This is a genomic window from Cytobacillus sp. S13-E01, assembly GCF_029193815.1.
In the GTDB taxonomy this organism is placed as follows: domain Bacteria; phylum Bacillota; class Bacilli; order Bacillales; family Bacillaceae_L; genus Bacillus_BV.
In genome coordinates this window covers 24171-50620 of sequence record NZ_JARFVC010000030.1, presented here as the reverse complement: position 1 = coordinate 50620, position 26450 = coordinate 24171, and the positions used below count along the sequence as shown (strand labels likewise).

At 35.6% G+C, this 26450-nt stretch carries 24 protein-coding genes and 1 riboswitch; of the genes, 14 read left to right on the top strand and 10 right to left on the bottom strand.

The window, feature by feature from the left end; genetic code table 11:
- Positions 1-368: 368 nt before the first annotated feature.
- Together PY093_RS16310 and PY093_RS16305 are read right to left on the bottom strand one after the other, a co-directional pair.
- Complete coding sequence (locus tag PY093_RS16310) at positions 369-1385, bottom strand: thermonuclease family protein (RefSeq protein WP_275646910.1); 1017 nt, start codon at positions 1383-1385, stop codon at positions 369-371.
- A gap of 139 nt (positions 1386-1524) precedes the next feature.
- A complete protein-coding gene (locus PY093_RS16305) occupies positions 1525-1845 on the bottom strand; it encodes a winged helix-turn-helix transcriptional regulator (protein WP_275646909.1) in 321 nt (106 codons plus the stop codon).
- Positions 1846-1995: 150 nt separating this feature from the next.
- On the opposite strand from PY093_RS16305, the gene PY093_RS16300 reads away from it, so the two are divergent.
- From PY093_RS16300 to PY093_RS16270, 7 genes are all read left to right on the top strand, one after another.
- A complete protein-coding gene (locus PY093_RS16300) occupies positions 1996-2730 on the top strand; it encodes a GTP cyclohydrolase II (RefSeq protein WP_275646908.1) in 735 nt (244 codons plus the stop codon).
- Positions 2731-3004: 274 nt separating this feature from the next.
- On the top strand, positions 3005-4105 hold the full coding sequence (locus PY093_RS16295; RefSeq protein WP_275646907.1) for an AI-2E family transporter: 1101 nt from the start codon (positions 3005-3007) through the stop codon (positions 4103-4105).
- 289 nt (positions 4106-4394) lie between these two features.
- Positions 4395-5174 (top strand): DUF1189 domain-containing protein, encoded by a 780-nt coding sequence (locus PY093_RS16290; RefSeq protein WP_275646906.1) that lies wholly within the window; start codon positions 4395-4397, stop codon positions 5172-5174.
- A gap of 319 nt (positions 5175-5493) precedes the next feature.
- Positions 5494-6939: a PTS system trehalose-specific EIIBC component gene (gene treP / locus PY093_RS16285; protein ID WP_275646905.1), complete on the top strand. Its 1446-nt coding sequence runs from the start codon at positions 5494-5496 to the stop codon at positions 6937-6939.
- 107 nt (positions 6940-7046) lie between these two features.
- Positions 7047-8729, top strand: coding sequence for an alpha,alpha-phosphotrehalase (gene treC, locus PY093_RS16280; RefSeq protein WP_275646904.1), 1683 nt, complete (start codon positions 7047-7049; stop codon positions 8727-8729).
- 13 nt (positions 8730-8742) lie between these two features.
- Complete coding sequence (gene treR, locus PY093_RS16275; protein ID WP_275646903.1) at positions 8743-9456, top strand: trehalose operon repressor; 714 nt, start codon at positions 8743-8745, stop codon at positions 9454-9456.
- Positions 9457-9476: 20 nt separating this feature from the next.
- Positions 9477-9974: a PTS sugar transporter subunit IIA gene (locus PY093_RS16270; protein ID WP_275646902.1), complete on the top strand. Its 498-nt coding sequence runs from the start codon at positions 9477-9479 to the stop codon at positions 9972-9974.
- Positions 9975-10144: 170 nt separating this feature from the next.
- On the opposite strand, the gene PY093_RS16265 is transcribed toward PY093_RS16270, so the two are convergent.
- Positions 10145-10420 carry a hypothetical protein gene (locus PY093_RS16265; RefSeq protein ID WP_275646901.1) on the bottom strand — a complete coding sequence of 92 codons (276 nt, stop codon included), beginning with the start codon at positions 10418-10420 and terminating at the stop codon, positions 10145-10147.
- A gap of 458 nt (positions 10421-10878) precedes the next feature.
- On the opposite strand from PY093_RS16265, the gene PY093_RS16260 reads away from it, so the two are divergent.
- Positions 10879-11541: a haloacid dehalogenase type II gene (locus PY093_RS16260; RefSeq protein WP_275646900.1), complete on the top strand. Its 663-nt coding sequence runs from the start codon at positions 10879-10881 to the stop codon at positions 11539-11541.
- A 242-nt stretch (positions 11542-11783) separates the two neighbouring features.
- Here PY093_RS16260 and PY093_RS16255 read toward each other — a convergent pair whose 3' ends face one another.
- From PY093_RS16255 to PY093_RS16245, 3 genes are all read right to left on the bottom strand, one after another.
- Positions 11784-12215 (bottom strand): Fur family transcriptional regulator, encoded by a 432-nt coding sequence (locus PY093_RS16255; RefSeq protein WP_345774246.1) that lies wholly within the window; start codon positions 12213-12215, stop codon positions 11784-11786.
- Between the two features lie 78 nt (positions 12216-12293).
- Positions 12294-13754, bottom strand: a complete 1461-nt coding sequence (gene katA / locus PY093_RS16250; RefSeq protein WP_275646898.1) for a catalase KatA — start codon at positions 13752-13754, stop codon at positions 12294-12296.
- Between the two features lie 378 nt (positions 13755-14132).
- Entirely contained in the window at positions 14133-15275 is a 1143-nt protein-coding gene (locus tag PY093_RS16245) for a CAP domain-containing protein (RefSeq protein WP_275646897.1), read from the bottom strand.
- A gap of 801 nt (positions 15276-16076) precedes the next feature.
- Positions 16077-16194: riboswitch (SAM riboswitch) on the top strand.
- Positions 16195-16557: 363 nt separating this feature from the next.
- On the opposite strand from PY093_RS16245, the gene PY093_RS16240 reads away from it, so the two are divergent.
- The 3 genes from PY093_RS16240 (at position 16558) to PY093_RS16230 (ending at position 20250) form a co-directional block, all read left to right on the top strand.
- A complete protein-coding gene (locus PY093_RS16240) occupies positions 16558-17673 on the top strand; it encodes a sugar ABC transporter substrate-binding protein (RefSeq protein WP_275646896.1) in 1116 nt (371 codons plus the stop codon).
- 74 nt (positions 17674-17747) lie between these two features.
- On the top strand, positions 17748-19301 hold the full coding sequence (locus PY093_RS16235; RefSeq protein ID WP_275646895.1) for a sugar ABC transporter ATP-binding protein: 1554 nt from the start codon (positions 17748-17750) through the stop codon (positions 19299-19301).
- Positions 19252-20250: an ABC transporter permease gene (locus tag PY093_RS16230; RefSeq protein WP_275646894.1), complete on the top strand. Its 999-nt coding sequence runs from the start codon at positions 19252-19254 to the stop codon at positions 20248-20250. The genes PY093_RS16235 and PY093_RS16230 overlap by 50 nt, the downstream gene beginning before the upstream one ends.
- A gap of 77 nt (positions 20251-20327) precedes the next feature.
- Here PY093_RS16230 and PY093_RS16225 read toward each other — a convergent pair whose 3' ends face one another.
- Complete coding sequence (locus tag PY093_RS16225; protein WP_275646893.1) at positions 20328-20720, bottom strand: SET domain-containing protein; 393 nt, start codon at positions 20718-20720, stop codon at positions 20328-20330.
- A 253-nt stretch (positions 20721-20973) separates the two neighbouring features.
- Here PY093_RS16225 and PY093_RS16220 point away from each other — a divergent pair, with 253 nt between their 5' ends.
- The 3 genes from PY093_RS16220 (at position 20974) to PY093_RS16210 (ending at position 23213) form a co-directional block, all read left to right on the top strand.
- Positions 20974-21984: a DUF3231 family protein gene (locus PY093_RS16220; protein ID WP_275646892.1), complete on the top strand. Its 1011-nt coding sequence runs from the start codon at positions 20974-20976 to the stop codon at positions 21982-21984.
- Between the two features lie 139 nt (positions 21985-22123).
- On the top strand, positions 22124-22591 hold the full coding sequence (locus tag PY093_RS16215; protein WP_275646891.1) for a UPF0158 family protein: 468 nt from the start codon (positions 22124-22126) through the stop codon (positions 22589-22591).
- A 61-nt stretch (positions 22592-22652) separates the two neighbouring features.
- Positions 22653-23213 carry a maltose acetyltransferase domain-containing protein gene (locus tag PY093_RS16210; protein ID WP_275646890.1) on the top strand — a complete coding sequence of 187 codons (561 nt, stop codon included), beginning with the start codon at positions 22653-22655 and terminating at the stop codon, positions 23211-23213.
- Between the two features lie 172 nt (positions 23214-23385).
- Here the strand turns inward: PY093_RS16210 and PY093_RS16205 are convergent, their stop codons facing one another.
- The 3 genes from PY093_RS16205 to PY093_RS16195 form a co-directional block, all read right to left on the bottom strand.
- Complete coding sequence (locus PY093_RS16205; protein ID WP_275646889.1) at positions 23386-24624, bottom strand: MFS transporter; 1239 nt, start codon at positions 24622-24624, stop codon at positions 23386-23388.
- 32 nt (positions 24625-24656) lie between these two features.
- Positions 24657-25010 carry an NUDIX hydrolase gene (locus PY093_RS16200; protein WP_275646916.1) on the bottom strand — a complete coding sequence of 118 codons (354 nt, stop codon included), beginning with the start codon at positions 25008-25010 and terminating at the stop codon, positions 24657-24659.
- 443 nt (positions 25011-25453) lie between these two features.
- The gene (locus tag PY093_RS16195) at positions 25454-26386 is read right to left on the bottom strand and encodes a manganese-dependent inorganic pyrophosphatase (RefSeq protein WP_275646888.1); all 933 of its coding nucleotides are present in this window, start codon (positions 26384-26386) and stop codon (positions 25454-25456) included.
- Positions 26387-26450 lie beyond the last annotated feature (64 nt).

The window sequence follows — 26450 nt, the reverse complement described above, 5'->3', positions numbered from 1 at the left end:
TTTATGGTATTCTTGTCCATAGATTTCTCCTTATAATTGGGATTTGGACAGGACAACCTACCTTCCACCTAATTATAAGGTTTTTTTGTATCTATTTGAACTAAAAATTACCAATTATTACAAAAAAATCAATATAAATTTATGTTGAATTAGTCTTGACAAATTGATTTTTATTTAATGCAATGCTAGTGAGGAATTTATAAAATTGTAAGGTTGTGTATAACTTCGAGTCTTTGTCTATCTATGTCTAGCTCCAGGCGCCATCGGACCTGAGGTCATAAGCCATTTCCTTTAAGAAGGAAAAACCACCTTCTTGAATAAACCGTCTTATGCTTGTCGCCGAAAGACGGGCGCGCCTTTCGCTTTTCTTATTTTGCTTTATAAAAAACAAAAAACAGAATGAGGATAATAATGATGATTGCTGTATAGATTGGTCCATTTTTTTCTTCGTCTATTGATGACTCAACTTCATTTTCAATAGCCTCTTTTTCTTTTGTAGCAGGCTCGGATTGGTTTTCTTTAGAATTAGGGGCTACTTTTTCACTTTCAGTAGAACTATCGTCTTTATCCGTACTCTCACTTGTCGAACGATTATCTGTTGGTTTTGTTGAATCGTCTGGTTTTAAAGAAGCAAACATGCCAGTATAGTTTGTTTTGGCATTTTCCATAGCTGAAATGATACGATCTTCATATTTATAGGTACCATAATCATAAAAATCCTCAACTAGCCCAGCCTTTGTGATTTCTTCTTGATGGAGTTTCGCATCAACCCATACCCATGCAAGTAGACGTTCATACTTATCAAAAAGATCTTTCCCATCTGTTTCAATTGTAATTTCACCCTGTTTCAAAAAAGAACATGTATAATCACTAGCTTCTTTTCCAAAGGGTTCAATTTGGTTTGTACTTTCAGGTGTATCAATATAAAGAAAACGAGTTTTATAAATGGTTCCATTAATATTGAAATTAGCTGTATCTCCGTCTGTACATTTTTCTAGAGTTGCCGTGTATTTTTGGCCAATCTGTAATTGTGTCTCTGTGTCAGGCACTGTTTCTTTTACTTGTGGTGGTGTTGATCCAGTTTGTGGAGAGGTTGATTGACTTCCTGTAAAAGTATATCCTTCTAACTCAACAGTACTTGGGCTTAATTTTTCTGCACAACTAGAATTACTATTATTTTTTTTAATCAGTCCAATTAACTCTGTGAGGTTTGCAGCAGATTTAGCAATGGGTGTTGGTTCATGAAGGATATAGACACAATCAGCTCGTCTGAAGTGGCCACCTAATTCATCTCTCCCACCATTATGCGCTAGTGCAAGAGTGGGTAAATAGGATAATGTCAAAATTATTATAACTAAAAATAAATGAATACTGCGTTTTAACAAATCAGATGTTCCTCCTATTATTACTTTAACTAACGTAACTATAATACCATATTAAGAGCGCTTTATCGGTTTTATCTTAAGTTGTAAAAAATTTGAAATTAAAACGATTCGACAAGTACCTGGTACTTGTCGAATCGTTTTAGTTATCTTCAATTTTAATCCAGTCTTGAGACCAATTTTGAATTTCTTTGATTATAGGTTCAAGTGCAAGTCCTTTTGTAGTTAAGGAATATTCAATGCGCACAGGGGTTTCAGGAAATACTTTGCGACTGACGATGTCCTCTTTTTCTAATTCCTTTAGCCTTTCAGACAAAAGTCTACCACTGATGGGGAGGGATGATTCCAGGGTGCCAAACCGATGTGGGCCAGATAGAAGTTGAAAAACAATAAGTCCAGTCCAGCGCTTGCTTATTAATGTCATGGCCTTTTCAAATCTTGGACATAATAAGGATGGATTCATTTATATCACCTCATTTTTTTTATTGTAGCGTAAACTAACTTTTAAATACAAGTTTATTTATGGTAAAAAGATTACTTGACATCGTTTCATTACAAATATAAAGTTTATTACAGAAAGTAAGTTAAATTATGAAATAAAGGGGTTTAACAAATGAACACCATGACACTTGATCATAAAGTTCTTGCCTTGTTGGAAAAGAAAATACAGTTAATAAAAACAGATAAAGGTGCAATCTATTTAGTTGGTCCTATCCGTTTACCAGTTACATTAGGTGATAAAACCGAAATTTTTCAGTGGTATTGCTGGTTGCAATGTGAAGAAGTTACAGAAGACTACCAACGAATTGTAGAAAAATTATCGTCTGTAAACTTAGCTGAGCTTCAACAGTCCAGTGCACTCGTTTATGGTGATTTTGAAAATAATGAAGATGCACTGATTCGTATGCACTCAATCTGTCACACAGGTGATATTTTTGGTAGTAAACGTTGTGACTGTGGATTCCAATTAGAGCAATCAATGAAAATGATCACAGAACACGGGACAGGAGCTCTGTTTTACCTAGCAAACCACGAGGGAAGAGGTATCGGCTTGTTCAGTAAAGCAATGGCATATGTTTTACAAGAAAACGGGTATGATACAGTCGAAGCTAATTTAAAGCTTGGTTTTGTTGACGATGCTAGGAACTATGATGATGCCATTCGAGTGTTGAAAACTTTACGAAAAAAAGCAGTTACGTTACTTACAAACAATCCCAAAAAATTAGATGCCTTACAAAATTCTGGAATGGATGTTACAGGTCGGACCCCACTTTGGGGTGATACCACCGAATTTAATGAGAAGTATTTGAACACAAAGGTTGTCCGCTCTGGTCATTTGAAAGAATAATATCGAAACCAAAGGTCAACTATGTATAGTTTGACCTCTTTGTTGCATTAAATGGAAAAAAGTTCAAAAAGATCTAGAGAATTATATGTAGGGGACTCTCGTTCCTTATTTGTCAACAATACCTCATTTTTAGGAATTTATGCTTAATGTATTCTGAGTCCGCTAAACCATCTAAAATGTACAAATCCAGAATGTTCCATTATAATAGTAGTTGATGTATACTTGGTTAAGTCTTCGGATCTAAGAAGTTAAAAAGCAAATGAGGTAGAGTAAATTGTTTAAAAATAAATTTCATTTTTGGTCTCTTCAACTATTAATTATTGTAACCATATTGTATCTATCTTCAAAAATTACATTTTTGTTTGAACCAGTTGTCGTTTTCTTTACAACACTATTCTTTCCAATCATAATATCAGGATTTTTATATTTTTTATTAAATCCTTTAGTTAAAATACTGCAAAAATGGAGGGTGCCAAGAATATTGGCAATTGCCATTATGTATGTTGTTTTTATTGGATTAGTAGGTGTTGTAATAGGGAGCTTGGCCCCATTGATATCAAGGCAAATAACAGAGTTGTTTAATAATTTACCACTGTATGCAGAACAAACGAAACTTCTAATAAATGGGTTGTCGACTTCCCCACAATTCAAATGGGTCATGACTCAATCCTATGTTCCAATTACCGAAGTTGAAAATGAGCTTATTCGATTTGCTAACACGCTCCCTGATTTAGCGTCACAAGCGATTTCCAACCTTCTTGGGTTAATTGCCAATGTCACAATCACCATCGTCACGGTTCCATTTCTATTATTTTATATGTTCAAGGATGGTCATAGGTTTCCAATTGCCCTTACAAAGTTTTTCCCGGTGGCATATAGAAAAGAGGGAATTGAAACTTTAAAAGATACTGGAAATACATTAGCAGCCTATATTCAAGGACAGGTTTTAGTTGCATTGTTTGTTGGCACATTAGCTTTTATAGGCTACTTAATCATCGATTTACCATATGCTTTAGTTATGGCAATGATTGTAGCAGTAACAAATATCATTCCCTATGTTGGCCCATTTCTTGGGGGGGCACCAGCAGTAATAATAGGTTTGTTTGAGTCACCAACTACTGGATTATTAGTTGTCGTCGTCATTTTAATAGCCCAACAGGTAGAGGGAAATCTTCTCTCACCATTAATTCTAGGTAAACGATTAGATACCCATCCTGCGACGATCATTATCCTATTACTAGTTGCAGGTAATTTAGCAGGGGTACTGGGAATGATCCTTGCAGTCCCAACCTATGCGGTACTAAAGACAATTGTACTTAACGCCGCTAGACTGCTAAGAGCCCGAAAAGCGCACATAGAACAAGAAATAGAATAATTTAGGAGAGCTACAAACCTGACTAACAGTTTTGACTAAAGTTAAAAGGTTTTAGTAGCTCTTTTTAAAATAAGCGGGCTTCGCAAGCCACCATCTACAATGAAAAAGGTATTTCGTTTATTGAATATTGTAGTTCTATTTTGGAAATGATATTAATTTAGCCCCGGGCGTCATCGACTCTATGGTATAAGCCAATCCGTCCGGAAGGAAAAAAACAACAGTTAGGTTTGCTTTCACTTAGGTCCATTTAATTAAATGAAGTTAATAGACCTTACAAGGAGGATGTGCTATGAGCTTTTTTAACAAACTAATGTATAGTATGGTGAAATTTGATAAATATCCTGATATGGTTAAACAAGGAATAGGGAAAGCGTTTTTATATTTGTTCCTGTTTACTCTACTATTTGGAACTTTAAACAGCATCATTATTGGGTATCAAATAAATAGAGATATTGGTAAGTTTGTAACCGAGGTTAGTGGAAATATACCAGAATTCACATTTTCTGGTGGATTGCTTGATGTGAAAGAACCAATGCCAATTGTTTATGATAATATTGATGGAAGTACCCTTATCATTGATACAGATGGTCAAACAACGCCTGGTGTTCTAGACCAATATGAATCAGCAACATTGATACTAGAAGACCGTGTAATTACGAAAGAAAACGGCTTTAGCTCTGAGGAATACTCCTTTAGTGATTTTACAGGAATTACATTTGACCAAGATGATGTAATTAACAAGTTACCCCTACTAAAGTGGTTTAGCGCCATTGCGGCATTTTTTGTTTGGATTGGATTTTTCATTGGAAAGTTATTTAGTGCTTTACTACTATCACTTCTTGGTTTAATCATTGCCGCAATTAGAAAGACGAAACTTTCATTCGGTAGGCTATACAGCTTAAGTATCTATGCACTTACTATACCAATTTTACTAGATATTCTGCTACAAATATTCCAAACAGATTTACACAATCTTATTTATTATGCTATTGCATTAGTATACATGTGGATTGCAATGGGCCATTTTAAAGAACCAGCAATTGAATCAATGGAATTAGACAATTACTAAAAGTGAGCTTACTTACAATAATAACGAATTAAGGTGCAACCATTATAATTAGAAGAAAATATCGGGGCGAAATCTTAAACGATTTCGCCCTTTTTATGTTTTTAAAAGATAGTACTTTGTGTTAAAATGTCTAGCTCCAGGCGCCCCGTTTTTCTTTTGAATAATAAAATAGCAGATTGTGAAAAGTAAAATGAGGTAATTTTGTTGACATACTTGTATATACAAGATAGAATGAAAACGCAATCAATGACTTGTATATACAAATTTTTGTAACCGCAAACAAGTATATGTTTTATAAATGATGAGGGGGTTAAACTACATGAGTAAATATACTGACTCAGCAAAGGATTTGCTTGAGCATGTAGGGGGAAGTGACAATATTTCTGTTGTTACACACTGTGCTACTAGAATGCGTTTCGTTTTAAAAGATCCAAAACAGGCAGATGTGAAAAAGGTAGAAGAAATCGATATTGTTAAAGGGACCTTTACACAAGCTGGACAGTTTCAAGTTATTATTGGTAATGAAGTATCAACCTTTTATAATGAATTTTCAAAGGTTTCAGGTGTAGGTGATACAGCATCGAAAGACGATGCGAAAGTTGCAGCTAAACAGAATATGAATGTGTTACAGCGTATGATTGCCCATCTTGCTGACATTTTTACACCATTAATTCCAGCACTAGTTGTTGGTGGTCTTATTCTAGGTTTTAGAAATGTTATTGGCGAAATAAAGATGATTGATGATGGAACCAAAACATTAGTTGAAATATCACAATTCTGGGCTGGTGTCCATGCGTTCTTGTGGTTAATTGGTGAAGCGATATTCCACTTTTTGCCGGTCGGGATTACATGGGCGATTTCAAGAAAGATGGGAACGACCCAAATACTTGGAATTGTTTTAGGTATTACTTTAGTTTCTCCTCAGCTCCTCAACGCTTATGGTGTTGCAGGTGCGCAAGAAATACCTGTATGGGACTTTGGTTTTGCACAAGTGCAAATGATCGGGTATCAGGCCCAAGTTATTCCAGCCATTCTTGCCGGATTTGTACTTGCATATCTTGAATTAGGGTTGCGTAAAGTCATTCCTAATGTTATATCGATGATTTTTGTTCCATTCTTTGCTTTAATTCCAGCAGTGTTAATTGCACATGTTGTATTAGGACCAATTGGTTGGACAATCGGTTCATGGATTTCTGATGTTGTGTACACAGGATTAACATCTGCATTTGGCTGGTTATTTGCAGCTGTATTTGGATTTGCTTATGCACCACTCGTTATAACTGGTCTCCATCACATGTCCAATGCTATTGATCTACAATTGATGAGTGAGTTCGGTGGAACAAATCTATGGCCAATGATTGCATTATCGAATATTGCGCAAGGTTCAGCGGTGGTTGCGATGATTTTCTTAAATCGAAAAGATGAAAAAGAGCAGCAAGTTTCCGTTCCAGCTGCAATTTCTTGTTATTTAGGTGTTACTGAACCCGCGATGTTTGGTATTAATTTAAAATATTTATTCCCTTTCCTAGCAGCGATGATTGGTTCAGCGGTGGCGGCAGTTATATCAGTAGCTAGTGGAGTAATGGCAAACTCTATCGGTGTTGGTGGTATCCCTGGGATCCTATCAATTCAAGTACAAGATATGCTTACCTTCGCAATTGCAATGCTAGTCGCAATCGTTATCCCATTCTTATTAACAATTGTTTTATCAAAAACAAAAATGGGTGTGAATGCTTACCAACGTCTTGGAAAAGTTAGAAGTTAATCATTATAACCGTCTTGTAAAACATAAAGACTTCAATATAAAAAGAATAGCAACCTAAAATTGGTTGCTATTCCCCTTTCTAAAACTAAAACAGGTAGGTGCTCTAATTGACTCAACCATGGTGGAAAAAAGCCGTTGTCTATCAAATTTATCCAAAGAGCTTTAATGATACAATAGGAAATGGTGTGGGAGATCTTCAAGGGATAATTGAGAAATTAGATTATTTGAAAGAACTAGGTGTGGATGTTCTTTGGTTAACTCCTATATATGAATCCCCACAACGGGATAATGGGTATGACATTAGTGACTACTACAATATTTACAATCAATATGGAACGATGGAAGACTTTGAGCGCTTGTTAAATGAAGCACATAGGCGCGATTTGAAAATTATCATGGATATCGTCATAAATCATACCTCTACAGAACATGAATGGTTTAACAAATCCATGTCTTCAAAAGATAACCAATATCGCGATTATTACATATGGAAAGATGGAGTTAACGGGGAGCCACCAACGAATTGGGCTTCGAAATTCGGTGGCTCTGCATGGCAGTATGATGAAAATACTGGGCAGTATTATTTGCATTTATTTGATGTGACACAGGCCGATTTGAACTGGGAAAACGAAGAGGTTCGAAACACTTTATATGAGATGATGAACTATTGGCTTAAAAAAGGAGTCGATGGTTTTCGGCTTGACGTAATCAACCTGATATCAAAGGACCAAGACTTTCCGAATGATGACGGCTCAGTTCATCCAGGAGATGGACGAAAATTTTACACAGACGGCCCACGCGTACATGAATTTTTTCGAGAAATGAATAAAGAAGTGTTTTCAAACTATGACATTATGACTGTTGGCGAAATGTCGTCGACAACGATTGAAAATTGTATTAAATATACAGATCCAACAAGAAACGAACTCAATATGACGTTTAACTTTCATCACCTCAAGGTCGATTATCCAGATGGTGAGAAATGGACGAAAGCCGACTTTAATTTCCATGAACTAAAGAAGATTTTATCTACTTGGCAGGTTGAGATGAATAAAGGGTCTGGGTGGAATGCCCTTTTCTGGTGCAACCATGATCAGCCAAGAGTAGTATCAAGATTTGGTGATGATGAAAAGTATCATAACAAATCTGCCAAAATGCTTGCAACCACCATTCATATGATGCAGGGGACCCCTTACATTTATCAGGGAGAAGAGTTTGGGATGACCAATCCTAAATTCGGCCACATTGATGATTACCGTGATGTCGAATCATTAAACATCTTCAAAATTAAAAAGCAAGAAGGGATGTCAGAGCAAGAAATCATTGAGATCCTTAAGCAAAAATCAAGAGATAATTCAAGAACACCTGTCCAGTGGAATGCAAGTGTGAACGCCGGATTCACAACAGGAACGCCTTGGATTACTACAGCAAACAATTATAAAGAAATTAATGCTGAACAAGCACTAACTAATAAGAATTCGATCTTTTATCATTATCAAAAGCTAATTGATCTAAGAAAAAAATACGATATCATCACAGAGGGTGATTATCAGTTAGTTTTAGAGGATCATGATGATATATTTGCTTATATACGAAGTACTGACAAAGAGAAACTACTTGTTATCAATAATTTTTATGGGAAAGAAACATTCTTTGTCATACCTGAGAGTTTGAATTTGGTTGAATACAAAAGCGAAATATTATTATCAAACTATGATGATTCTTCAGAAGACATACAGCAGATGATGTTACGACCTTATGAATCAATTGTCTATCGCTTCAAAAAATAAATGGGGATATAGTATGAAAAATAAATATTTATCGATTTACAATAAGATTGCGACGCAAATTAAAATCGGAGAGATGGCGCCAGGCACACTTCTACCGTCTGAAAATGAATTAACAGATCTTCATGGTACATCAAGAGAAACAATTCGCAAGGCGCTAAACCTTTTATCCCAAAACGGTTATATTCAAAAAGTAAGAGGTAAAGGTTCACTAGTAATTGATATTAACAAGTTTGATTTTCCTGTTTCAGGGCTTGTTAGCTTTAAGGAATTAGCACAGAAAATGGCTAACAAAACAAGAACGATTGTAAATGAATTATCATTAACAAAACCAGATCAGTATATAAAACAGCAATTGAATATTTCAAGCAATCAACACGTTTGGAAAGTGGTAAGAACTAGGGAAATTGATGGAACGAAGGTTATTTTAGATAAAGATTTTCTAATTGAGGATTTTGTTCCGTCCTTAACAAGAGAAATATGTGGAGATTCCATTTATAACTATGTGGAAAATGAACTTAATCTGACAATTAGCTTTGCTAGAAAAGAAATTGTTGTTGTAGAACCGACAGATGAAGATCGGGAACTACTAGATCTTGAAGGCTTCCATAATGTAGTCGTCATTAAAAACTATGTTTATTTAGATGACGCTAGACAATTCCAATATACGGAATCTAGACATAGGCCTGACAAATTTCGCTTTGTTGATTTTGCTAGGAGAAACCATTAATTATGCAGAGGAGTACTATGATGCTAAAAAAATTATTTGGTAAAAAAGAAAATGCAGTTGAACAAATTACAGCACCAATCAATGGGAAGGTTCTAGATATTACAGAGGTCCCAGATCCAGTATTCTCTCAGAAAATGATGGGTGAGGGAATTGCAATTGATCCAACTGATGGACAAGTAGTTAGTCCTATCGATGGGGAAGTTGTCCAAGTGTTTCCTACAAAACATGCGGTTGGACTTAAAACAAAATCTGGGTTAGAAATTTTAATCCATATTGGCTTAGAAACGGTTGCATTAAATGGTGAGGGCTTTGAAAGTTTTGTCCAAGCAGGTGACAAAGTTAAACGTGGAGATAAGTTAATCAGCTTTGATTTAGAATTCATTAGAGAAAAGGCAGCAAGCACAATCACCCCAATGATCATTACAAATACTGATGAAGTTGTTGGAAACCTTGAAAAAAATGTTGGTGTAGCTGCAAAAATAGCGGAAACAGAAGTATTAACTATAACGCTAAAATAAATAAATAACCTGAACTGATAAGGGTAAACAATATAAATAAAAATACATGTAGAGGGTGAAACGCAATGGTTTCACCCTCTACTATTTGTTGGTATGTGAATGTATCCCGACGTTGTTCATACTACTAAATGGTGTGTTACTTCAAATGTTTTTCTTATTTAGGCAAATTGTTAATGCAATCTCCCATTGCCCATACTTTCATCAACTATATCGTTAACTTTTTCTATGGCTTGTTCAACCATTTCATCGGCAATCATAACAATATCAGTGTCGTAGTTAGCCTCCTTTGAAACAGTAAATTGTAATTTCTCTGCATAAGCTGCTGGTCGATTCATCATAAAAGCGGAGGTTACTTCACAATAAACATCACGAGCCTTTTCAACGGTTAACTTACCTGTAACAATATCATTCATTAAATTTAGTGCAAGAATATTGGCAGCCTCCATATCACAACGCGAGGACACCTCACCTATTTTCCTTATCATTTGAAAAATGAATATAATATATTCATTTGTTGAATCATCCATTATCTCTTTTGTAATTCAACTACCAAGTAAGAACGTAACTTCGGTGCCTGAGCCCCGATCTAATAGGAGTTCGACTTGTTTATATATTATCGGGATGCTTATTGCTATTTTCATCTCTATTTGGATTTATTCAGCTTCATATCCGCAGAAATGGTATTTCTTTGGAGAGTGATAGTTTAAAAGCTTAAAGTAAAGCTTGAACATAGATTAAATATTCTAGAAGAGAAATCGCAGTTATGAAAAATCAACTGCGATATCATTCGTATCATATGGCTTCCAATCTGCGAGTTGTTTGTCACCTGGGGGAGATTCGACAAAAATCACGCTTTGAATGATATACACTATATAAAGGCAAAGATTGGAAAAGGAGACGTTGTATGAACACTATCAAAGCATTTGTATTTGACGCTTATGGAACATTGTTTGATGTGAATTCTGTTGCAAAGGCATGTGAAGAACTGTTTCCTCAAAACGGTTCTAAGATCTGTAAAGTGTGGCGTGAAAAACAGCTTGAGTATAGTTTTTTACGACAACTTATGGGCCGGTACATCCCTTTTTCGGCTATTACTCGAGATGCCCTGCAGTATGCTTGTGCAAGGGAAGGTGTAGTTTTAACTGAAGAAAAAGAAATTTTCCTCTTAGATAAATATTTACATTTAAAATCTTTTCCAGAAGTAAAAGAGGTGTTAAAAGCAATAAAAGAGCGAAATAGGATAATCTTTTCAAATGGATCTTATGATATGCTCTTACCTTTAGTAAATAACTCATGGTTAGAGGAATTTCTTGATGATGTCATCAGTGTCGATGAAGTTAAAGAATACAAGCCAACACCTATGTCATATCAAATAATAATAGAGCGTTTAGGAGTAAAACGAAATGAAGTACTGTTTATGTCCTCAAATACATGGGACATCGCAGGTGCGACTAGTTTTGGTTTTTACACAGCATGGATCAATCGAAAAAATGATGTAATGGATAATTTAGGTGTAGCTCCAAATTTTATTTATAGCGACTTGACTGGAATTCTTGAACATTCATAATTCGAGGCAAAACAAAAAACAGGTGATTATCTTACCCGATATCGCCTGTTAGAAACTTGAGTAATTTAACGTTTTATTGTTTTTATTTTTATTCCACATTCACACAAAAGACTGTGCTTGAGGGTTTTAACTTCTGTTTGACATTTAGGGCAAACGCTCTTTTTTGTATGCATTATTTTCAACCTTTCATATCATTCTATAGTTGGAACAAAGGGTAAATAGGAACGAATGCCTCTATAAAATTATTGATTGGAATCTTGGCATGTAGCACATTCCCCATATATTTCAAAGTGATGGGAATGGACTTTAAAATTTGTAAGCTTCAAGGCAACCTGTTCGACTTCTTCAAGATTTGGATATTTAAAGTCGATAATTCCTCCACATCTTTCACATATCACATGATAATGATTAGATTTGTATAATTCATATTTACTTAAACCATTACCATACGGAAGTTCCTTTAATATTTGTAACTTAACAAATAATTTGATGTTATTGTAAATTGTCGCAACACTTATATAGGGGATATGACTATGAATATCATCAACCGTTGGATGACCATTTAATGAAATGATTGTTTTTAAAATGAGTAGCCTTTGAGGTGTTATGCGTAAGCCACGCTCTTTTAAATAAGGAATTAGTTCTTTATATTGATCTTCTTCCACGGTAAACATCCTCTTTTTATTTTTATTGTAAGAATAGGTATCCGTTATGAGTACGGATACCTAAAGAGTGGGCATAAAAAACTTCTATTAATCTATCTTAACTTCTTCTGGCACAGCTAACCCAAGACCTTCAGCAATACGAGTTCCGAATTCAGGATCTGCTTTGTAGAAGTGTCCGATTTGACGAAGTTTGATTTCATTACTTTCAACAGGCTTCATTGCACCAACAATTGTGTTAACCAGTCGAGCACGTTCTTCTTCACTCTGTAGACGGTATAGGTCACCAGCTTGAGTGTAGTGATCGTTATGGTCATATGCAATACTCTCAGCAACACCACTTACAGGGTATGCGGCTTGTTTATTTTCATGAAATTCTGTCGGACCACCTAAGCTATTAGGCTCGTAATATACTGATTTTCCACCATTATTATCAAAGCGCATTTGGCCATCACGTTGATAGTTATTCACTTCATTACGTGGACGATTGATTGGCAATGCTTGATGGTTAGCACCTACACGATAGCGATGTGCATCATGGTATGCAAATAAACGACCTTGTAGCATTTTATCTGGAGAGACATCAATACCAGGTACTAATGTTCCAGGTGAGAATGTAGCTTGTTCAACTTCAGCAAAATAGTTTTCAGGGTTACGATCTAATACCATACGACCTACTTCGATAAGTGGATAGTCTTTGTGAGACCAAACCTTTGTTACATCGAATGGATCAAAACGATACGTATTCGCATCCTCTAAAGGCATGATTTGTACATAAAGTTTCCAAGCAGGGAAATCACCATTTTCGATTGCATTGAATAAATCCTCTGTATGATAATCAGGGTTTTCACCAGCAATTTGTGCAGCTACTTCATTTGTTAGGCATTTAACGCCTTGTTCTGTTTTAAAGTGATATTTCACCCATACTCCATCACCATCAGCATTTGTCCATTTAAATGTGTGGCTACCAAAACCATGCATGTGACGAAGTGTAGCAGGGATACCACGATCACCCATTAACCAAGTAACTTGATGAAGAGACTCAGGTGATAATGACCAGAAATCCCAAATTGCATTAGGATTTTTTAAATGCGTTTGTGGATGACGCTTTTGTGTATGGATAAAGTCAGGAAACTTAATTGCATCTCTAATGAAGAAAACAGGAGTGTTGTTACCAACTAAATCATAGTTTCCTTCTTCTGTGTAAAATTTAACAGAAAATCCGCGTGGATCACGAACTGTATCAGCAGAACCATTCTCACCAGCTACAGTAGAAAAACGAACAAATAAAGGAGTACGTTTTCCAACTTCTGATAGGAAATTAGCTTTAGTATACTTCGTTAAATCGTTTGTTACTTCAAAATAACCATGTGCACCAGTACCTTTTGCATGAACCACACGTTCTGGAACACGTTCTCTGTTAAAATGCGCTAGCTTTTCAAGAAGATGAACATCTTGAATTAACGTAGGACCACGAGAACCGGCTGTGATCGAGTTTTGGTTGTCCCCAACAGGAGCGCCCCAACTAGTAGTAAGATTGTTTTTATTCATTACTAGAATCACCTCATATGTTTTATTTACATTTCTAATGATAACACTTATCATAATAAAATCAATACTTTTTTATAATTATTATAAATAAAAAGGTATTATAAATAAGTTTCTAGCTATAAAAAAGGTTAGATACAGGTTTAGCATAATAGGTTACGAGATTAGATATCAACGGCTTTGGAAATAAATGAGAAAGTCGGCTTGCATTTTGTTTTTGTCCATCTATCTATTATTTATTGTGATAAGTAGGAATATATGAAGGAAATCTTGTAACTTTTAAAATATTTTAGTTAATATGGGTTTAAAGAAACAGATAAAACCGTTAAAAGTAAATGAATTTTAATAGTAAAGAAGATGTGCGAAAACACATCCTCTTAACTACTTCGTATAAAATTTCTCCGTATAATAAGGCTGATATTCCGTATTAAACGCAACGCCAACGCCTAAGTTTTTAAAATCTGGCTTAAGGATTATTTCTCTGTGACCCAATGAATTCATTAACCCTTCATGAGCAAAAATGCTACTTAATTGTCCGTAGGCGAGGTTTTCGCCTGCAAGTGTAAAAATGATATCATCTGCTAGCATACGATCAAAAGGTGATTGTCCTTGTAAGTTCGTATGGTTAAAGTAATTGTTCTCTGCCATATCCAAGCTGTGTTTTCGGGCTGTCTCTCTTACCTGATCATCCCACGTAAGTATCTGTAGGCCATGATTTACTCTAGTTGCATTAGTTAAATCAAACAACTGGTACTCGAACCCTTCTATCAGGTTCTCATTTGAAACTGTGAAGAAGTCCTTCTTACTATTTTCGAGAGCTTCACTAACAATCTGAATAGATGTTACCGTATTTTCTTGATGTTTATCATAAAAAACTGTGATATAGCTTTCATCAACTAAAAATACATCATAATTTCGATCTGGTTCAAATTGATAATATGTCATACCTTTTCTTATTTCGGTTAACGGTTTGCCGAGAACGTCAAGAACCGACTCTTTTGAACTACCTTTTTTGATCCCTTTATTTGAGGCAATTAAATCTTGCGATGTAAATAATCCGACTACATTGTTGTTTTCATCATATGAAACCATTATAAAATTTTGATAGTTTTCATGGTAAGCACTCCATTGTACTCCATACTCATTGTAGGAAGAACGTTTTGGTTTCCCGAGAAACTGTTCAACATATTCTCTTGAATCGCCAAGTTGAACATTATAAACTGAGAAGGTTTGTTCAGTTGGTATTGATAAAGGTGGTTTATCTACTGTAGTACTCTCAACGTTATCCTCAGATTGTTGTGGTGATTTTTTAAGATTATCTAATTGATCCATCAGTTGAATAATGCCTTGCTGAATAGTACCAATTGCGGCGATGTATTCAGGCTTTTCTCTAATTTCATCTATATCTGATTTAATGTTTTCAAGAGTGGTAGCATAATCACTTTTCTCTACCCATTTTTCAAAAGTAGTCCAAGCTGAAAACAAAAACAATAAAAAAGCGAACAATAGTACCAAACGACCCATCGTTTTGCCCCCCTTTCGAATGGCTACTACCATTCTATCCAAAAAAGGTAAGTATCATAAGTTTATAATCATAATAAGCGATAATAACATACTATGAAAGTGCTAGCAGTTACAGACTATTATAAAAGATGAGGGAATCAGCATGGTTTAATAAATAAGCGGAGAAATTTCTCTTAATTACGAAATAGCACTTAAAATAGCTTAAATAGACGGAAGAACTCCGACTATTTACACAAAAAACGTCAAAATGGATCATTTTGCATTGCTTAAGCGGAAAACCTCCGCTTATATACCCCGAACCAAGCCTTATTACGCAGTTTAACCGGAAAATCTCCTCTTATTTTAACTATCACTGGTTACTAAATTTAGGAGTTTACTTCTGTTGTATATGGAAATGTGTAAGAATTGACATCCCAATTGACATTTAATTTTGAGTGTCCAAAAAGCATTGTCCTTTAAATTTATTTTGTCATTAGTGGTTTTATTCTACTATAAGAGGTATTATAAATCCCTATATAAAAGGAAAATGGCATACGTCGATTCGTATGCCATTTCTAATGTCAATTTTCCGTTTTGCACCTCAAAACGGAACCCTTTAGCAAAAGAAACACCCGTTATTCTGAGATGGGGCGGGAAGGAGCTTGCTCAATTCAGGCAATATGTTTCCATTTTCGCCAAGAAATATAGCAAACTACTATATACAAGTTAGTTAATAAAAAAATATTTAAAATAGTATTGACATTGTTTCACTACCCCGTTAAAGTAGTAACTATCAAAATAATCACAAACTTAATACGTGATCTCTTATCAAGAGTGGCGGAGGGACTGGCCCTACGATGCCCGGCAACCGTTCCATTATGGAATTGGTGCTAAATCCAGCAAAACAAATATTTTAATTATTTGTTTTGGAAGATGAGAGAGGATGACCGGATATAGCCGCTAACCTCTCTTTTCTAGAGAGGTTTTTTTAATGTTAAGGAATTTATAAAATTGTAAGGTTGTGTATAACTTCGTGTCTCTGTCTATCTACGTCTAGCTCCAGAGCCCCAACGACTAGTGGACTTCCCTTACCTCCTTACGATAAGTCAACATCGAATCGCTTTCGCTCTTCGTGTTTCCTTTATCTCATGCGGCTCAGTCCAGTCCATACGTCGCTAAACGGGGCGCTTGCGCTTTTGTTAATGCCTACATACCCATCCTCTAAAAGAAAAGATTACTAGTTAGGAGTACTTTTTATTTAGAGATGTATTAAGAAAATGACCAAAAGGGGAGTATTACCAACATGAGAAAATCAATATTAAAAACAGCATTCACTTCACTAGCTTTTTCAGTCCTTTTAACAGGGTGTGCATCAGCTGAAAATTCAGCAAATAAGGCCAGCAGCAATGAAAAAATAACATTTGAAAATGTACCTGAAAGATTTGCAAATGGAGAAGGCGCAAAAATAAAAGTTATCCGTAAAATCGGTGGAGACGATCATACTGCGCAATTTTTAGCGGGTGCGAAAGAAGAGGGAGAGTCCTTGGGCTTTGATGTTGATGTGTTCACAGCAAATGGAGATTCAGCTAAATTCCATGACGCAATTGAGCAAGCGTTAACTCAAGATTATGATGGATTTATTATTTCACATGGTGATGACGCAGCAACTGTAGATGGCGTTAAGAAGCTAACTGAAAGTGGAAAGAGCGTTGTAACATTTGACTCTAATCCTGATATTGCATCTGTTAACGGTGTTACTCTAACTTCACAAGATGATGAAGCATTAGCGACGTTGGCACTTGATCAATTAGTGAAAGACAGCAATGGTGAAGCGAACATCGTATACCTTTGGGTTGATGGGTTCCCACCAATGGTAAGAAGAAACAATGTATATAAGCAAACGCTTGAAAGTAACCCGGGAATTAAAGAGATTGAACGCTTCGGAGTTGCTGCAGCAGACACATCTGTACAAACGCAAAACGCAGTGGCAGCGATGTTAAACAAGTATCCAAAAGGTGAAATTGATGCGATCTTTGCAACATGGGATGCATTTGCAATTGGTGCAGCTCGGGCGATTAAAGAAGCAGGAAGAGATGAAATTAAAATCTACGGTATCGATGTATCCAATGCAGACCTTCAAGAAATCCAAACAGATGGTAGCCCATGGAAGTATACAGCAGCAGTTGATCCTAAATTAATTGGTGCTGTAAACATGAGACTTTTAGCTAAAAAGCTTGCAGGTGAAGAGACACCTCAAAACTATGACTTAGAAGCTTCCCTCATTTCACAAGCTGAGCTTCGTACGTCAAAAGAAGCAGTTAACATGGTAAACCTAGCTGACATAATCGAAGGCTGGGGAACAACAACTGCTTTTGAAGAAGACTGGATGAAAGTGTTAAAGGATCATTATAAAAAGTAATCACCCATGGGGGAACACTCTCTTTACCATAGAAGAGAGTGTTCGCTTATGTTACTTGGGAGGAGGTAGCAAGAATGACAGCATTACTTCAGATGAATAACATCTCCATTGAATTTCCAGGTGTGAAAGCATTGACAGATGTTCATTTTACAACCGAAACGGGTTCGGTTCATGCTCTCATTGGTGCAAATGGAGCTGGAAAGTCAACGTTAATGAAGGTTTTATCAGGAGCATATCGTCACTACACTGGTGAAATCACCCTCGGTGGTCAACTACTCTCCATTCGTTCTCCAAAAGAGGCTCAAGATCATGGCATACAAATTGTCTATCAGGAAGTAGATACAGCGCTAATTCCTTATTTAACAGTTGGTGAAAACATTATGTTAAATCACACTGTCGGTGGAATGGGTAAAAGACAGCTAGTGAATTGGAAAGAGCTCCATAAGAAAGCTTCCGAAATTTTATCAAGTATGAAAATTAACGTATCATCTAAAAAACTTGTTAATGAATTAACGCTTGCTGAAAAACAAATGGTCTTGATTGCAAGAGCAGTTACAACAGAGTGTAAATTCCTGATTCTAGATGAACCAACGGCACCTTTAAGCCAAACCGAAACAAAAGAACTTTTTCGAATTGTAAACGATTTAAAGAATAGAAACGTTGGGATTATTTTCATCTCACATCGGCTACCAGAGATTTTTGAGATATGTGATGAGATTACGGTGCTTAGAAATGGCGAATTTGTTGGGAAAGAATCCGTATCTACTACTACTCAAAATAGGGTAGTAGAGCAAATGTTAGGAAAAAAGTTAGAGGAACAGTTTCCGGAACATATGGCAACGATCGGTGAAAAAATATTTGAAGTCAAAGACCTAAATGAACCTGCTAAAATAAAAAACCTTTCCATGTATGCTTCAGAAGGTGAAATTGTTGGGATAGCTGGTTTAGTAGGTGCAGGGAAAACAGAACTTTGTAAAACGTTATTTGGCTGCTCAAAGATTACATCTGGTCACGTTTTGCTAAAGGGAAAAAAGCTAAAGCTTACAAATCCTCATCTCGCAGTGAAGCAAGGTATCGCATTAGTTCCGGAGGAAAGAAGAAAAGAAGGGATTCTTGTAACGGAGTCGGTCGCAACGAATCTTACTTCTGCCAATTTAAGTAAATTCACCAACCTTTTTAGCTTTTTAAATAGAAAAGCGGAAAAGATTCAATCGGTTGAACTAATAAAGAGCCTTGGGATTAAGACGCCACATGAAAATACTTTGGTTCAAAATCTCTCTGGTGGAAACCAACAAAAGATAGCCATTGGGAAATGGTTAATCACAGATGCAGATGTTTATATTTTTGACGAACCTACAAAGGGTGTTGACGTAGGTGCGAAAAAGGACATTTTTAATTTAATAACTGGATTAGCAGAGAACGGTAAAGTCATTATCTATGCTTCCTCAGAAACATCAGAAATCATTGGTATTACGAACCGTTTGTACGTTTTATATGATGGTCAAGTCGTTAAAGAGCTCGTAACATCTACCACAAATGAAGAAGAAATTTTATTTTACTCAGCAGGAGGTAATAAGCATGAAGGGAACGCTAGCAACAAGTACGAACTCCACGAAAAAATCCTTTGATTTATTCTCGTTTTTTTATAAATATGGTACAATCCTAACTATTTTTGTATTGATCATTGTTTTTGCGGCTGCCAATCCTTCATTTATACAAGGAAACAATATCATAAATATCTTGAGATCCATCTCGATTGTGACTATTATCGCAATTGGAATCACGATTTCACTTTCTGTAAATGGTTTTGATTTATCGGTTGGATCAGTCGCTTCTTTATCAAATGCGGTAGTAATCTCGATGTTTGTCTGGTTTTCGCAAAATACATTCATCGCTATTCTAGCGGCTATTGCTGCTTCGTTACTAGTTGGCGCACTAAATTCTTTTCTAATTGTAAAAATGAAAATCCCAGATATGCTGTTAACATTAGCGATGATGTTTATTATTCAGGGAATTGCGTTGACCTACACCAAGGGAGCAACGATTTCTCAAAACATGGTTATGCCTGATGGTTCATTTTCTGAAGGCTTGATTAGCCCGTTTTTCGCAAAAATCGGCCAAGTCCCATGGATTATTATGATCATGGTCGTAGTTGTTGTCTTAGTTCACATCTTTTTAACGTATACAAAGCACGGAAGATACATGTACGTGATTGGTGGAAATATCGAAGCAGCAAGACTTTCAGGTATTCCGGTTAACAACTATAAAGTAGTGGCCTATTTATTGTCAGCACTTTTTGCTTCTATTGGTGGAATTGTACTGGCTTCAAGGGTGATGACAGCTGAAATAAGTGCAGGTGCCCCGTACTTAATGGATTCTGTTGCGGCGGCATTTATCGGCTTTTCCGTTCTAGGTGCAGGTAAGCCGAATGCATTCGGAACATTCGTCGGTGCAGTTTTAATAGGGATTTTACAAAACGGTTTAGTGATGATGTCTGTCCCATATTATGCGATGGACATTGTTAAAGGAACGGTATTGGCATTTGCGCTTGGGTTGACTTACTATAAACTTAAATAAGAAAAAGAGGTAATAATCCTTTTGGGATAATTGCCTCTTACGTGTCTGAATGATGTTCGGTTCAGAAATCAATCAGATTATTCTTTGTTATCTTCCTCCATATTAAACCAAAGCGGATCATCGATATCGACATCACCATTATAGTTGATTAGGATCTCTTCACCTGCTTTTATGTCTGTGAAAGCATAAAAGTCAAAGGAATGGTTATCAAAGTTAATTTCATATTGTGCATTTGGTTCGTATGAATGGTTAAACAGCATACCATATCCTAGAAGTATTGCAGTGTGGTTGATACCATATTCGAACGCATAATCTGCAAGTGTGGTTTTTTCGATGTGTTCATGCTCTTCATTCGGATAAGCAATGACCGGGGCTTCATGGAGGAGCTCACCCTTTGCTATATCACGCGTCGCAAATACTCCTCTATTGAATTCTCCATCACTAATTTCAGATGTCTTTATTTCAATCATATTCATCACCTACTAATTCATTTCTATGAAGTCTATTATCTACTTAAGCTTGACAGTTTATAAAGATGAAAGCAACTATTTTTACTCAAAAACAAACAAATACTGTCATATATATTTTTCTAATCTAAAATAATTAAATTTTGCACGTAATTTAGAGAATGAAGGTATTTAATTTATACTAAAAGGGATTAATAACAAGAGTCAGCAAAATTATTTATAAACAACTCGGTCCGCAGTAGGAGTGAATCTATCTATGGAAACAAGTCACGAAACTAAATTATGTTCCACGGAAATTACAAGTCTGTGGACGCAATATATGAGCGATAGTATGTCTATTTGTGTTATTAGCTATATGCTTGAAAAGGTTGAGAATAGTGATATTAGATCAATATTAGAATTTGCTATCGATTTATCAAAAAAGCATGTTAAAGCGATAAAAAGTTTTTTTGATAAAGAAAATTATCCAATTCCTTATGGTTTTACGGAAGAGGACGTAAATATTAAAGCGCCAAGGTTATTTTCAGATACATTTCTTCTGAAATATCTGCACATTATGGCAGCGCATGGCTTAACAGGTTATGCTGTTTCCTTAACTACTGCTATTCGGGCAGATTTACGTGAGTATTATACTAGATGTAATAATGAAGCAATGAAGCTATATAACATAACCTTAGATTTAATGTTGGCTAAAGGAGTCTATACTAGACCCCCATATCTTTATCCACCTGAGCAGGCTCAGTATGTCCAAAAACAAAACTTTCTAACAGGTTGGTTTGGTAATCGCCGTCCGTTAAATGGGATTGAAATTAGTAATATCACCTTTAATATGAATAAAACAGTAATGGGTAAGGCATTGCTACTTGGATTCAGTCAAGTAGCCAAACACAAGGAGGTTCGTGAATATTTGATGAGGGGGAATCAGGTTTCTTCCAAACATGTTGAAGTTTTTAGTTCGATCCTTCATGAAGACAATCTTCCCTGCCCACCGACTTTTGAATCGGAAGTTACAAACGCAACTGTTTCACCATTTTCAGACAAACTAATTATGTTCCATACAGCACTATTAACTCAAGCATCAGTAGCATTTTACGGGGCGGCCATGGCAGTAAGCATGAGACGTGATTTAGGAGCACAATACACTCGTCTTTTAGCAGAAATGGAGCAATATGGTGAGGATGGCGGAAACATCATGATTAACAACAGCTGGATGGAACAACCACCAACAGCAGACGACCGTGTCGCTTTGGCCGAGGATAAAAATTGAGAGTTTTACACAAAAGCAGTTTAAAACTAACTCAGGCATCATCAAATTAAAAAGTAAGAATACTATCATAAGAATTGACTCTTTGGTAGTTTTTTCTTATAATCGGGAACAAATAAGGTATGGAAGGTGATGCGTTATCATGAGTGTAAAAGTAAAGCTCAAAGATATAATTGCAGAAATGGAAATACAGTTTGAAGAGTCTCATACATACTTAAATAGTAAAACCGGTGAAATAGTTGTAGTAACATCGGATGATTTACTAGCTGCAGAAGACGGAATACCATTCGATGACTTACTTGATTGGGAACAAGAAAATAGAATGGTAGCTATTGATGTTGTTGAAAACTTTGAGAATTACATAGAGTTACCAACTAAATTTGATGTAAATGAATATGAAATCATGGAAGACTTTTGCTTCAATGTTAGCAATGAACGAAAGCAAGAGACCTTGCTAGGGGTAATTAGGGGGAAAGGTGCTTTTCGAAGATTTAAGGACAAAATAATAGATTTTGAAATTGAGGATCAATGGTATTTATTTCGTGACGAACGTTTAAAAGAAATTGCGATTGAATGGTGTCGAGACAATAATGTAAACTATATTGAATAGTGCTAATTCACTATCCATTAACCAATGTAATTAACACTATTTTTTAATGAAAGGAATACCTATGAAAACAGAAAAAGAAAAAATGTTGAATGGGGAACTGTATAATCCTGCTGACCAGAAACTAGTTAAAGACCGTGAAAAAGCGAGAAGAAACACTAGATTATACAACCAAACCTTGGAGACTGATGTTGACAATCGAACTGTAATGTTAAAGGAGCTTTTCGGTTCAACTGGAGAAAGCTTATTTGTGGAGCCAACATTCCGTTGTGATTATGGTTACAACATACATGTAGGGGAAAATTTTTATGCTAATTTTAATTGCGTCATCTTAGACGTTTGTGAAGTGCGAATTGGTGATAACTGTTTTATCGCTCCAGGTGTCCATATCTATACAGCGACGCATCCTTTAGATCCATTTGAACGCATTTCTGGTGAGGAATATGGCAAACCAGTTACTATTGGTAATAATGTATGGATTGGCGGTCGAGCTGTGATTAATCCTGGGGTTAACATAGGTAACAATGTAGTTATTGCTTCAGGGGCAGTGGTGACAAAGGATGTATCAGATAATGTTGTTGTAGGTGGAAATCCTGCAAAAGTAATTAAACAAATTGAAATATAAATTACTTTATTTATGGATGCTAAAAGAGCTTGGAACGTTTCTTGAAACATTTTCCACGCTCTTTTTTGATTTGCCTATTAATCTGGGTTTTTGACCTTTATCTTACGTTTATACCCAATAAGTGGACACATTATATCACGTTACAAAAATATCAAAACTAATAACTAAGCTTTTACACCTTCAGAGTATTTTCACTAAAATATATTTTCCTAGAAGGTCTAAATACAAGAAAAATCAGTGCTAGACTTACCCCCATATTTAAAATAGAAGCGATAATGATGCTATAGCGAAGAGGTAAGAATTCACCTGTAAATCCGATCAGCAATATAAATCCGATTTGGAATACGCTTTGAAAAGTACCAAATACACTTAAAATACGTCCCATCATATCTGTTGGAACGTTATTTTGTACAAATGTCATGAATCCAGTCCCACAAAATGCATTAAAGTAACCTAAAAGAATAAATCCTACTGCTACTGATAGGAATGAGAACGAGAAAGCATAGATTAAGTAGCCGACCGCGACCATGATATATCCAATTCCCATTAGTTGTTGAATTGATATTTTTTTTGAAAAAATCGATACAGTCAATGAACCGGCGATATGTCCTATTCCAGTGATACTCATTAAGTATCCAAAATCAGCTTCAGAAAGCCCTAACACTTTTTGTGTAAAGACAACTTCTTGGGCGTCCATACCAAGAGCAATAATCATGATAAATTGAGCAATCGCGTAAACAGCTACGATATAGTTGTTCTTTTTACTAAACGAGATGACATATTTCCAATCAAGTTTAAGGGTAGTTAGGCTCATCATTTTTGAGTGTGCAATATTTTCATTTTTTTCTAAATTAGGAAGTAATAGCAGAATAATAGCTGAAATGGTAAAAGTGAAAGCGTTTATCCATATCGCAACATTGGCGGAACTAATGATAAGTAGTACACCTGCAATAGCGGGGCCAACCAAGAATGCTCCTGAGGTAACAAGACTTCGGAATGAGTTGAATTTTTTCCTTTGGTCCTGTGGAATGAGCTTAGTTATGTAAGTCATCGAAGTTGGCTCAAAGAATGCTTTAGCAACGGATAGGAAAAATAAGCAGAAATAGATTAACCAAATAGAAGTTAAAAAAGGAATAACCGCTACCAACAGGGCCCGAAATATATCAGCTGCAATCATTAAATTTCGTTTATTCATTCGATCAATTAAACTTCCTGACCAAAACTTCGTCAAGATTGAAGCGATTGGTCCCATAATCCATAACCCAGCAACTGCTGCAGCCGAATTTGTAAGTTGTAGGACAAGAATATTGATGGCAACAAGATAGATAAAGTCACCAAAAGAAGATGTACCTATCCCAACTAATAGAAAGACTGAATTCTTTTTAGAAGTATTTGCTGTGAGTTGACTCAAAATAACATCTCCCTAGCTGTTGATTGTAATTATTAAAATCCTTTTTTTATTGCCTCTTTTAAGATGAGAAAAGTTAGTTGATGATCATCGATAATGTAAGGGACTTCTACTGGTTCCACCCATATTCTTGCAGTCGATTCATTCTTACGTTTAAAGGGGTGACATTCTGTAATATCCATTAGGTAGAATAGTTGATAACCTATTTTAGGATATTTCCCATTAGGGTCAAATAATGAATTTTCCTCATGACTAACTTCAATCATTCCAATATACCGAATATTCCCTTTTACGTATCCTTCTTCATAAGCTTCCCTATGCATAGCCTGTTCAGGGGTTTCTCCAGCTTCAAGATGTCCACCCGGAACATTAAATCCTCTCCTTTTAATAAGCTACTTTCATTATACAGAATTTAAAAGATTAATAGAAAATATTTACAGAAAAAGACGTTACCCAGAGTGAGATAATGTGCTTATATATGAGAAGTTAATAGATAGAAAAGAGTATTGCTAGTTATTTTCCATAAAACCAATCATAGAGTGCATTTTCCTAAATCAAACTAATATTACCCAAAATCATTCATACTGGCCCAAATTATAAAACAAATAAATTAAATCATAAGGTTTAAACCATACTAAATCGGGTACTGGTCAATTTGTCGGAGATCCATTTCCCTTGAGACAAAATTGTTACATTCACTCTGTTATCAGGTTATCGACAGTTTTATATCATCAAGGCAAGTTGTATTAATTAAACTTTTTTTCAATTAGGTAAATCAAAAAAGCTGACACTAAAAGTCACCATTCCGTGACTGAGTGTCAGCTTTACATCTTTATCGTTTTGATAATGTTTCAGTTAATACTGGAACAATTTGTTTCTTACGAGATACAACACCCTTTAATACGACAGTGTTGTTATCTAATTTTACATTATATGCTTCCTCAACAGCGTTAGCCTGTTTACCTAATGCTAACCCCACTGAATCGTTATTTAAGATATCTGTTACAACAAATAAGAATAAATCTAGGTTTTTAGAAGCGATTACGCTAGAAAGAGCTGCTTCAATCTCAGTTTGACGGGCTAGTACATCATTTGTATCAACTGCATTTACTTGAGCAACTTCCACTTTATAGTTCCCCATTTGAAATTCCTTAGCATCTAGGGAAATCAATTGTGCAATTGTTTTATCGCTTAAATCTGCACCAGCCTTAAGCATCTCTAGTCCATAGCTATCAGCATCAACACCTGCAATTTCAGCTAATTCACGAGCTGCTGCCACATCTTGATCTGTGCATGTTGGTGATTTGAATAATAGAGAGTCAGAAATGATTGCCGATAACATTAACCCAGCAATATTTTTTTCAATTGCAACACTATTTTCTTTGTATAATTTATTTAAGATTGTTGCAGTACAACCAACTGGCTCACAACGGTAATATAAAGGATCGCTCGTTTCAAAGTTAGCAATTCGGTGATGGTCAATTACTTCTACTACACGAACTTGATCAATGTCTTCAGCACTTTGTTGACGTTCATTGTGGTCAACAAGGATAACATTTTTAACTTCAGATGCAACAGTATTCACTAAACGTGGTATAGCAACTTTGAAAGTATCTAAGGCGAATTGTGTTTCACCGTTCAGTTCACCTAAACGGACTGGCTCAACAACCATACCTAGCTTTGTTTTTAAATCAGCATAAGCAATTGCAGAGCAAATAGTATCAGTGTCTGGGTTTTTATGACCAAAAATTAGTGTTTTTTCCATAGATATTACTCCTTTTTATATGTGTTTTGGTTGTTTTAGTTTACCATATGTAGGTCGAAATCGA

Coding starts and splice junctions, on each gene's coding strand:
- PY093_RS16235 (WP_275646895.1), top strand. CDS start 17,748: ATGACAGCATTACTTCAGATGAATAACATCTCCATTGAATTTCCAGGT.
- katA (WP_275646898.1), bottom strand. CDS start 13,754: ATGAATAAAAACAATCTTACTACTAGTTGGGGCGCTCCTGTTGGGGAC.
- PY093_RS16270 (WP_275646902.1), top strand. CDS start 9,477: ATGCTAAAAAAATTATTTGGTAAAAAAGAAAATGCAGTTGAACAAATT.
- PY093_RS16195 (WP_275646888.1), bottom strand. CDS start 26,386: ATGGAAAAAACACTAATTTTTGGTCATAAAAACCCAGACACTGATACT.
- PY093_RS16230 (WP_275646894.1), top strand. CDS start 19,252: ATGAAGGGAACGCTAGCAACAAGTACGAACTCCACGAAAAAATCCTTT.
- PY093_RS16245 (WP_275646897.1), bottom strand. CDS start 15,275: ATGGGTCGTTTGGTACTATTGTTCGCTTTTTTATTGTTTTTGTTTTCA.
- PY093_RS16260 (WP_275646900.1), top strand. CDS start 10,879: ATGAACACTATCAAAGCATTTGTATTTGACGCTTATGGAACATTGTTT.
- PY093_RS16300 (WP_275646908.1), top strand. CDS start 1,996: ATGAACACCATGACACTTGATCATAAAGTTCTTGCCTTGTTGGAAAAG.
- PY093_RS16210 (WP_275646890.1), top strand. CDS start 22,653: ATGAAAACAGAAAAAGAAAAAATGTTGAATGGGGAACTGTATAATCCT.
- treP (WP_275646905.1), top strand. CDS start 5,494: ATGAGTAAATATACTGACTCAGCAAAGGATTTGCTTGAGCATGTAGGG.
- PY093_RS16305 (WP_275646909.1), bottom strand. CDS start 1,845: ATGAATCCATCCTTATTATGTCCAAGATTTGAAAAGGCCATGACATTA.
- PY093_RS16225 (WP_275646893.1), bottom strand. CDS start 20,720: ATGATTGAAATAAAGACATCTGAAATTAGTGATGGAGAATTCAATAGA.
- PY093_RS16240 (WP_275646896.1), top strand. CDS start 16,558: ATGAGAAAATCAATATTAAAAACAGCATTCACTTCACTAGCTTTTTCA.
- PY093_RS16215 (WP_275646891.1), top strand. CDS start 22,124: ATGAGTGTAAAAGTAAAGCTCAAAGATATAATTGCAGAAATGGAAATA.
- PY093_RS16220 (WP_275646892.1), top strand. CDS start 20,974: ATGGAAACAAGTCACGAAACTAAATTATGTTCCACGGAAATTACAAGT.
- PY093_RS16290 (WP_275646906.1), top strand. CDS start 4,395: ATGAGCTTTTTTAACAAACTAATGTATAGTATGGTGAAATTTGATAAA.
- treR (WP_275646903.1), top strand. CDS start 8,743: ATGAAAAATAAATATTTATCGATTTACAATAAGATTGCGACGCAAATT.
- PY093_RS16265 (WP_275646901.1), bottom strand. CDS start 10,420: ATGGAGGCTGCCAATATTCTTGCACTAAATTTAATGAATGATATTGTT.
- PY093_RS16255 (WP_345774246.1), bottom strand. CDS start 12,215: ATGTTTACCGTGGAAGAAGATCAATATAAAGAACTAATTCCTTATTTA.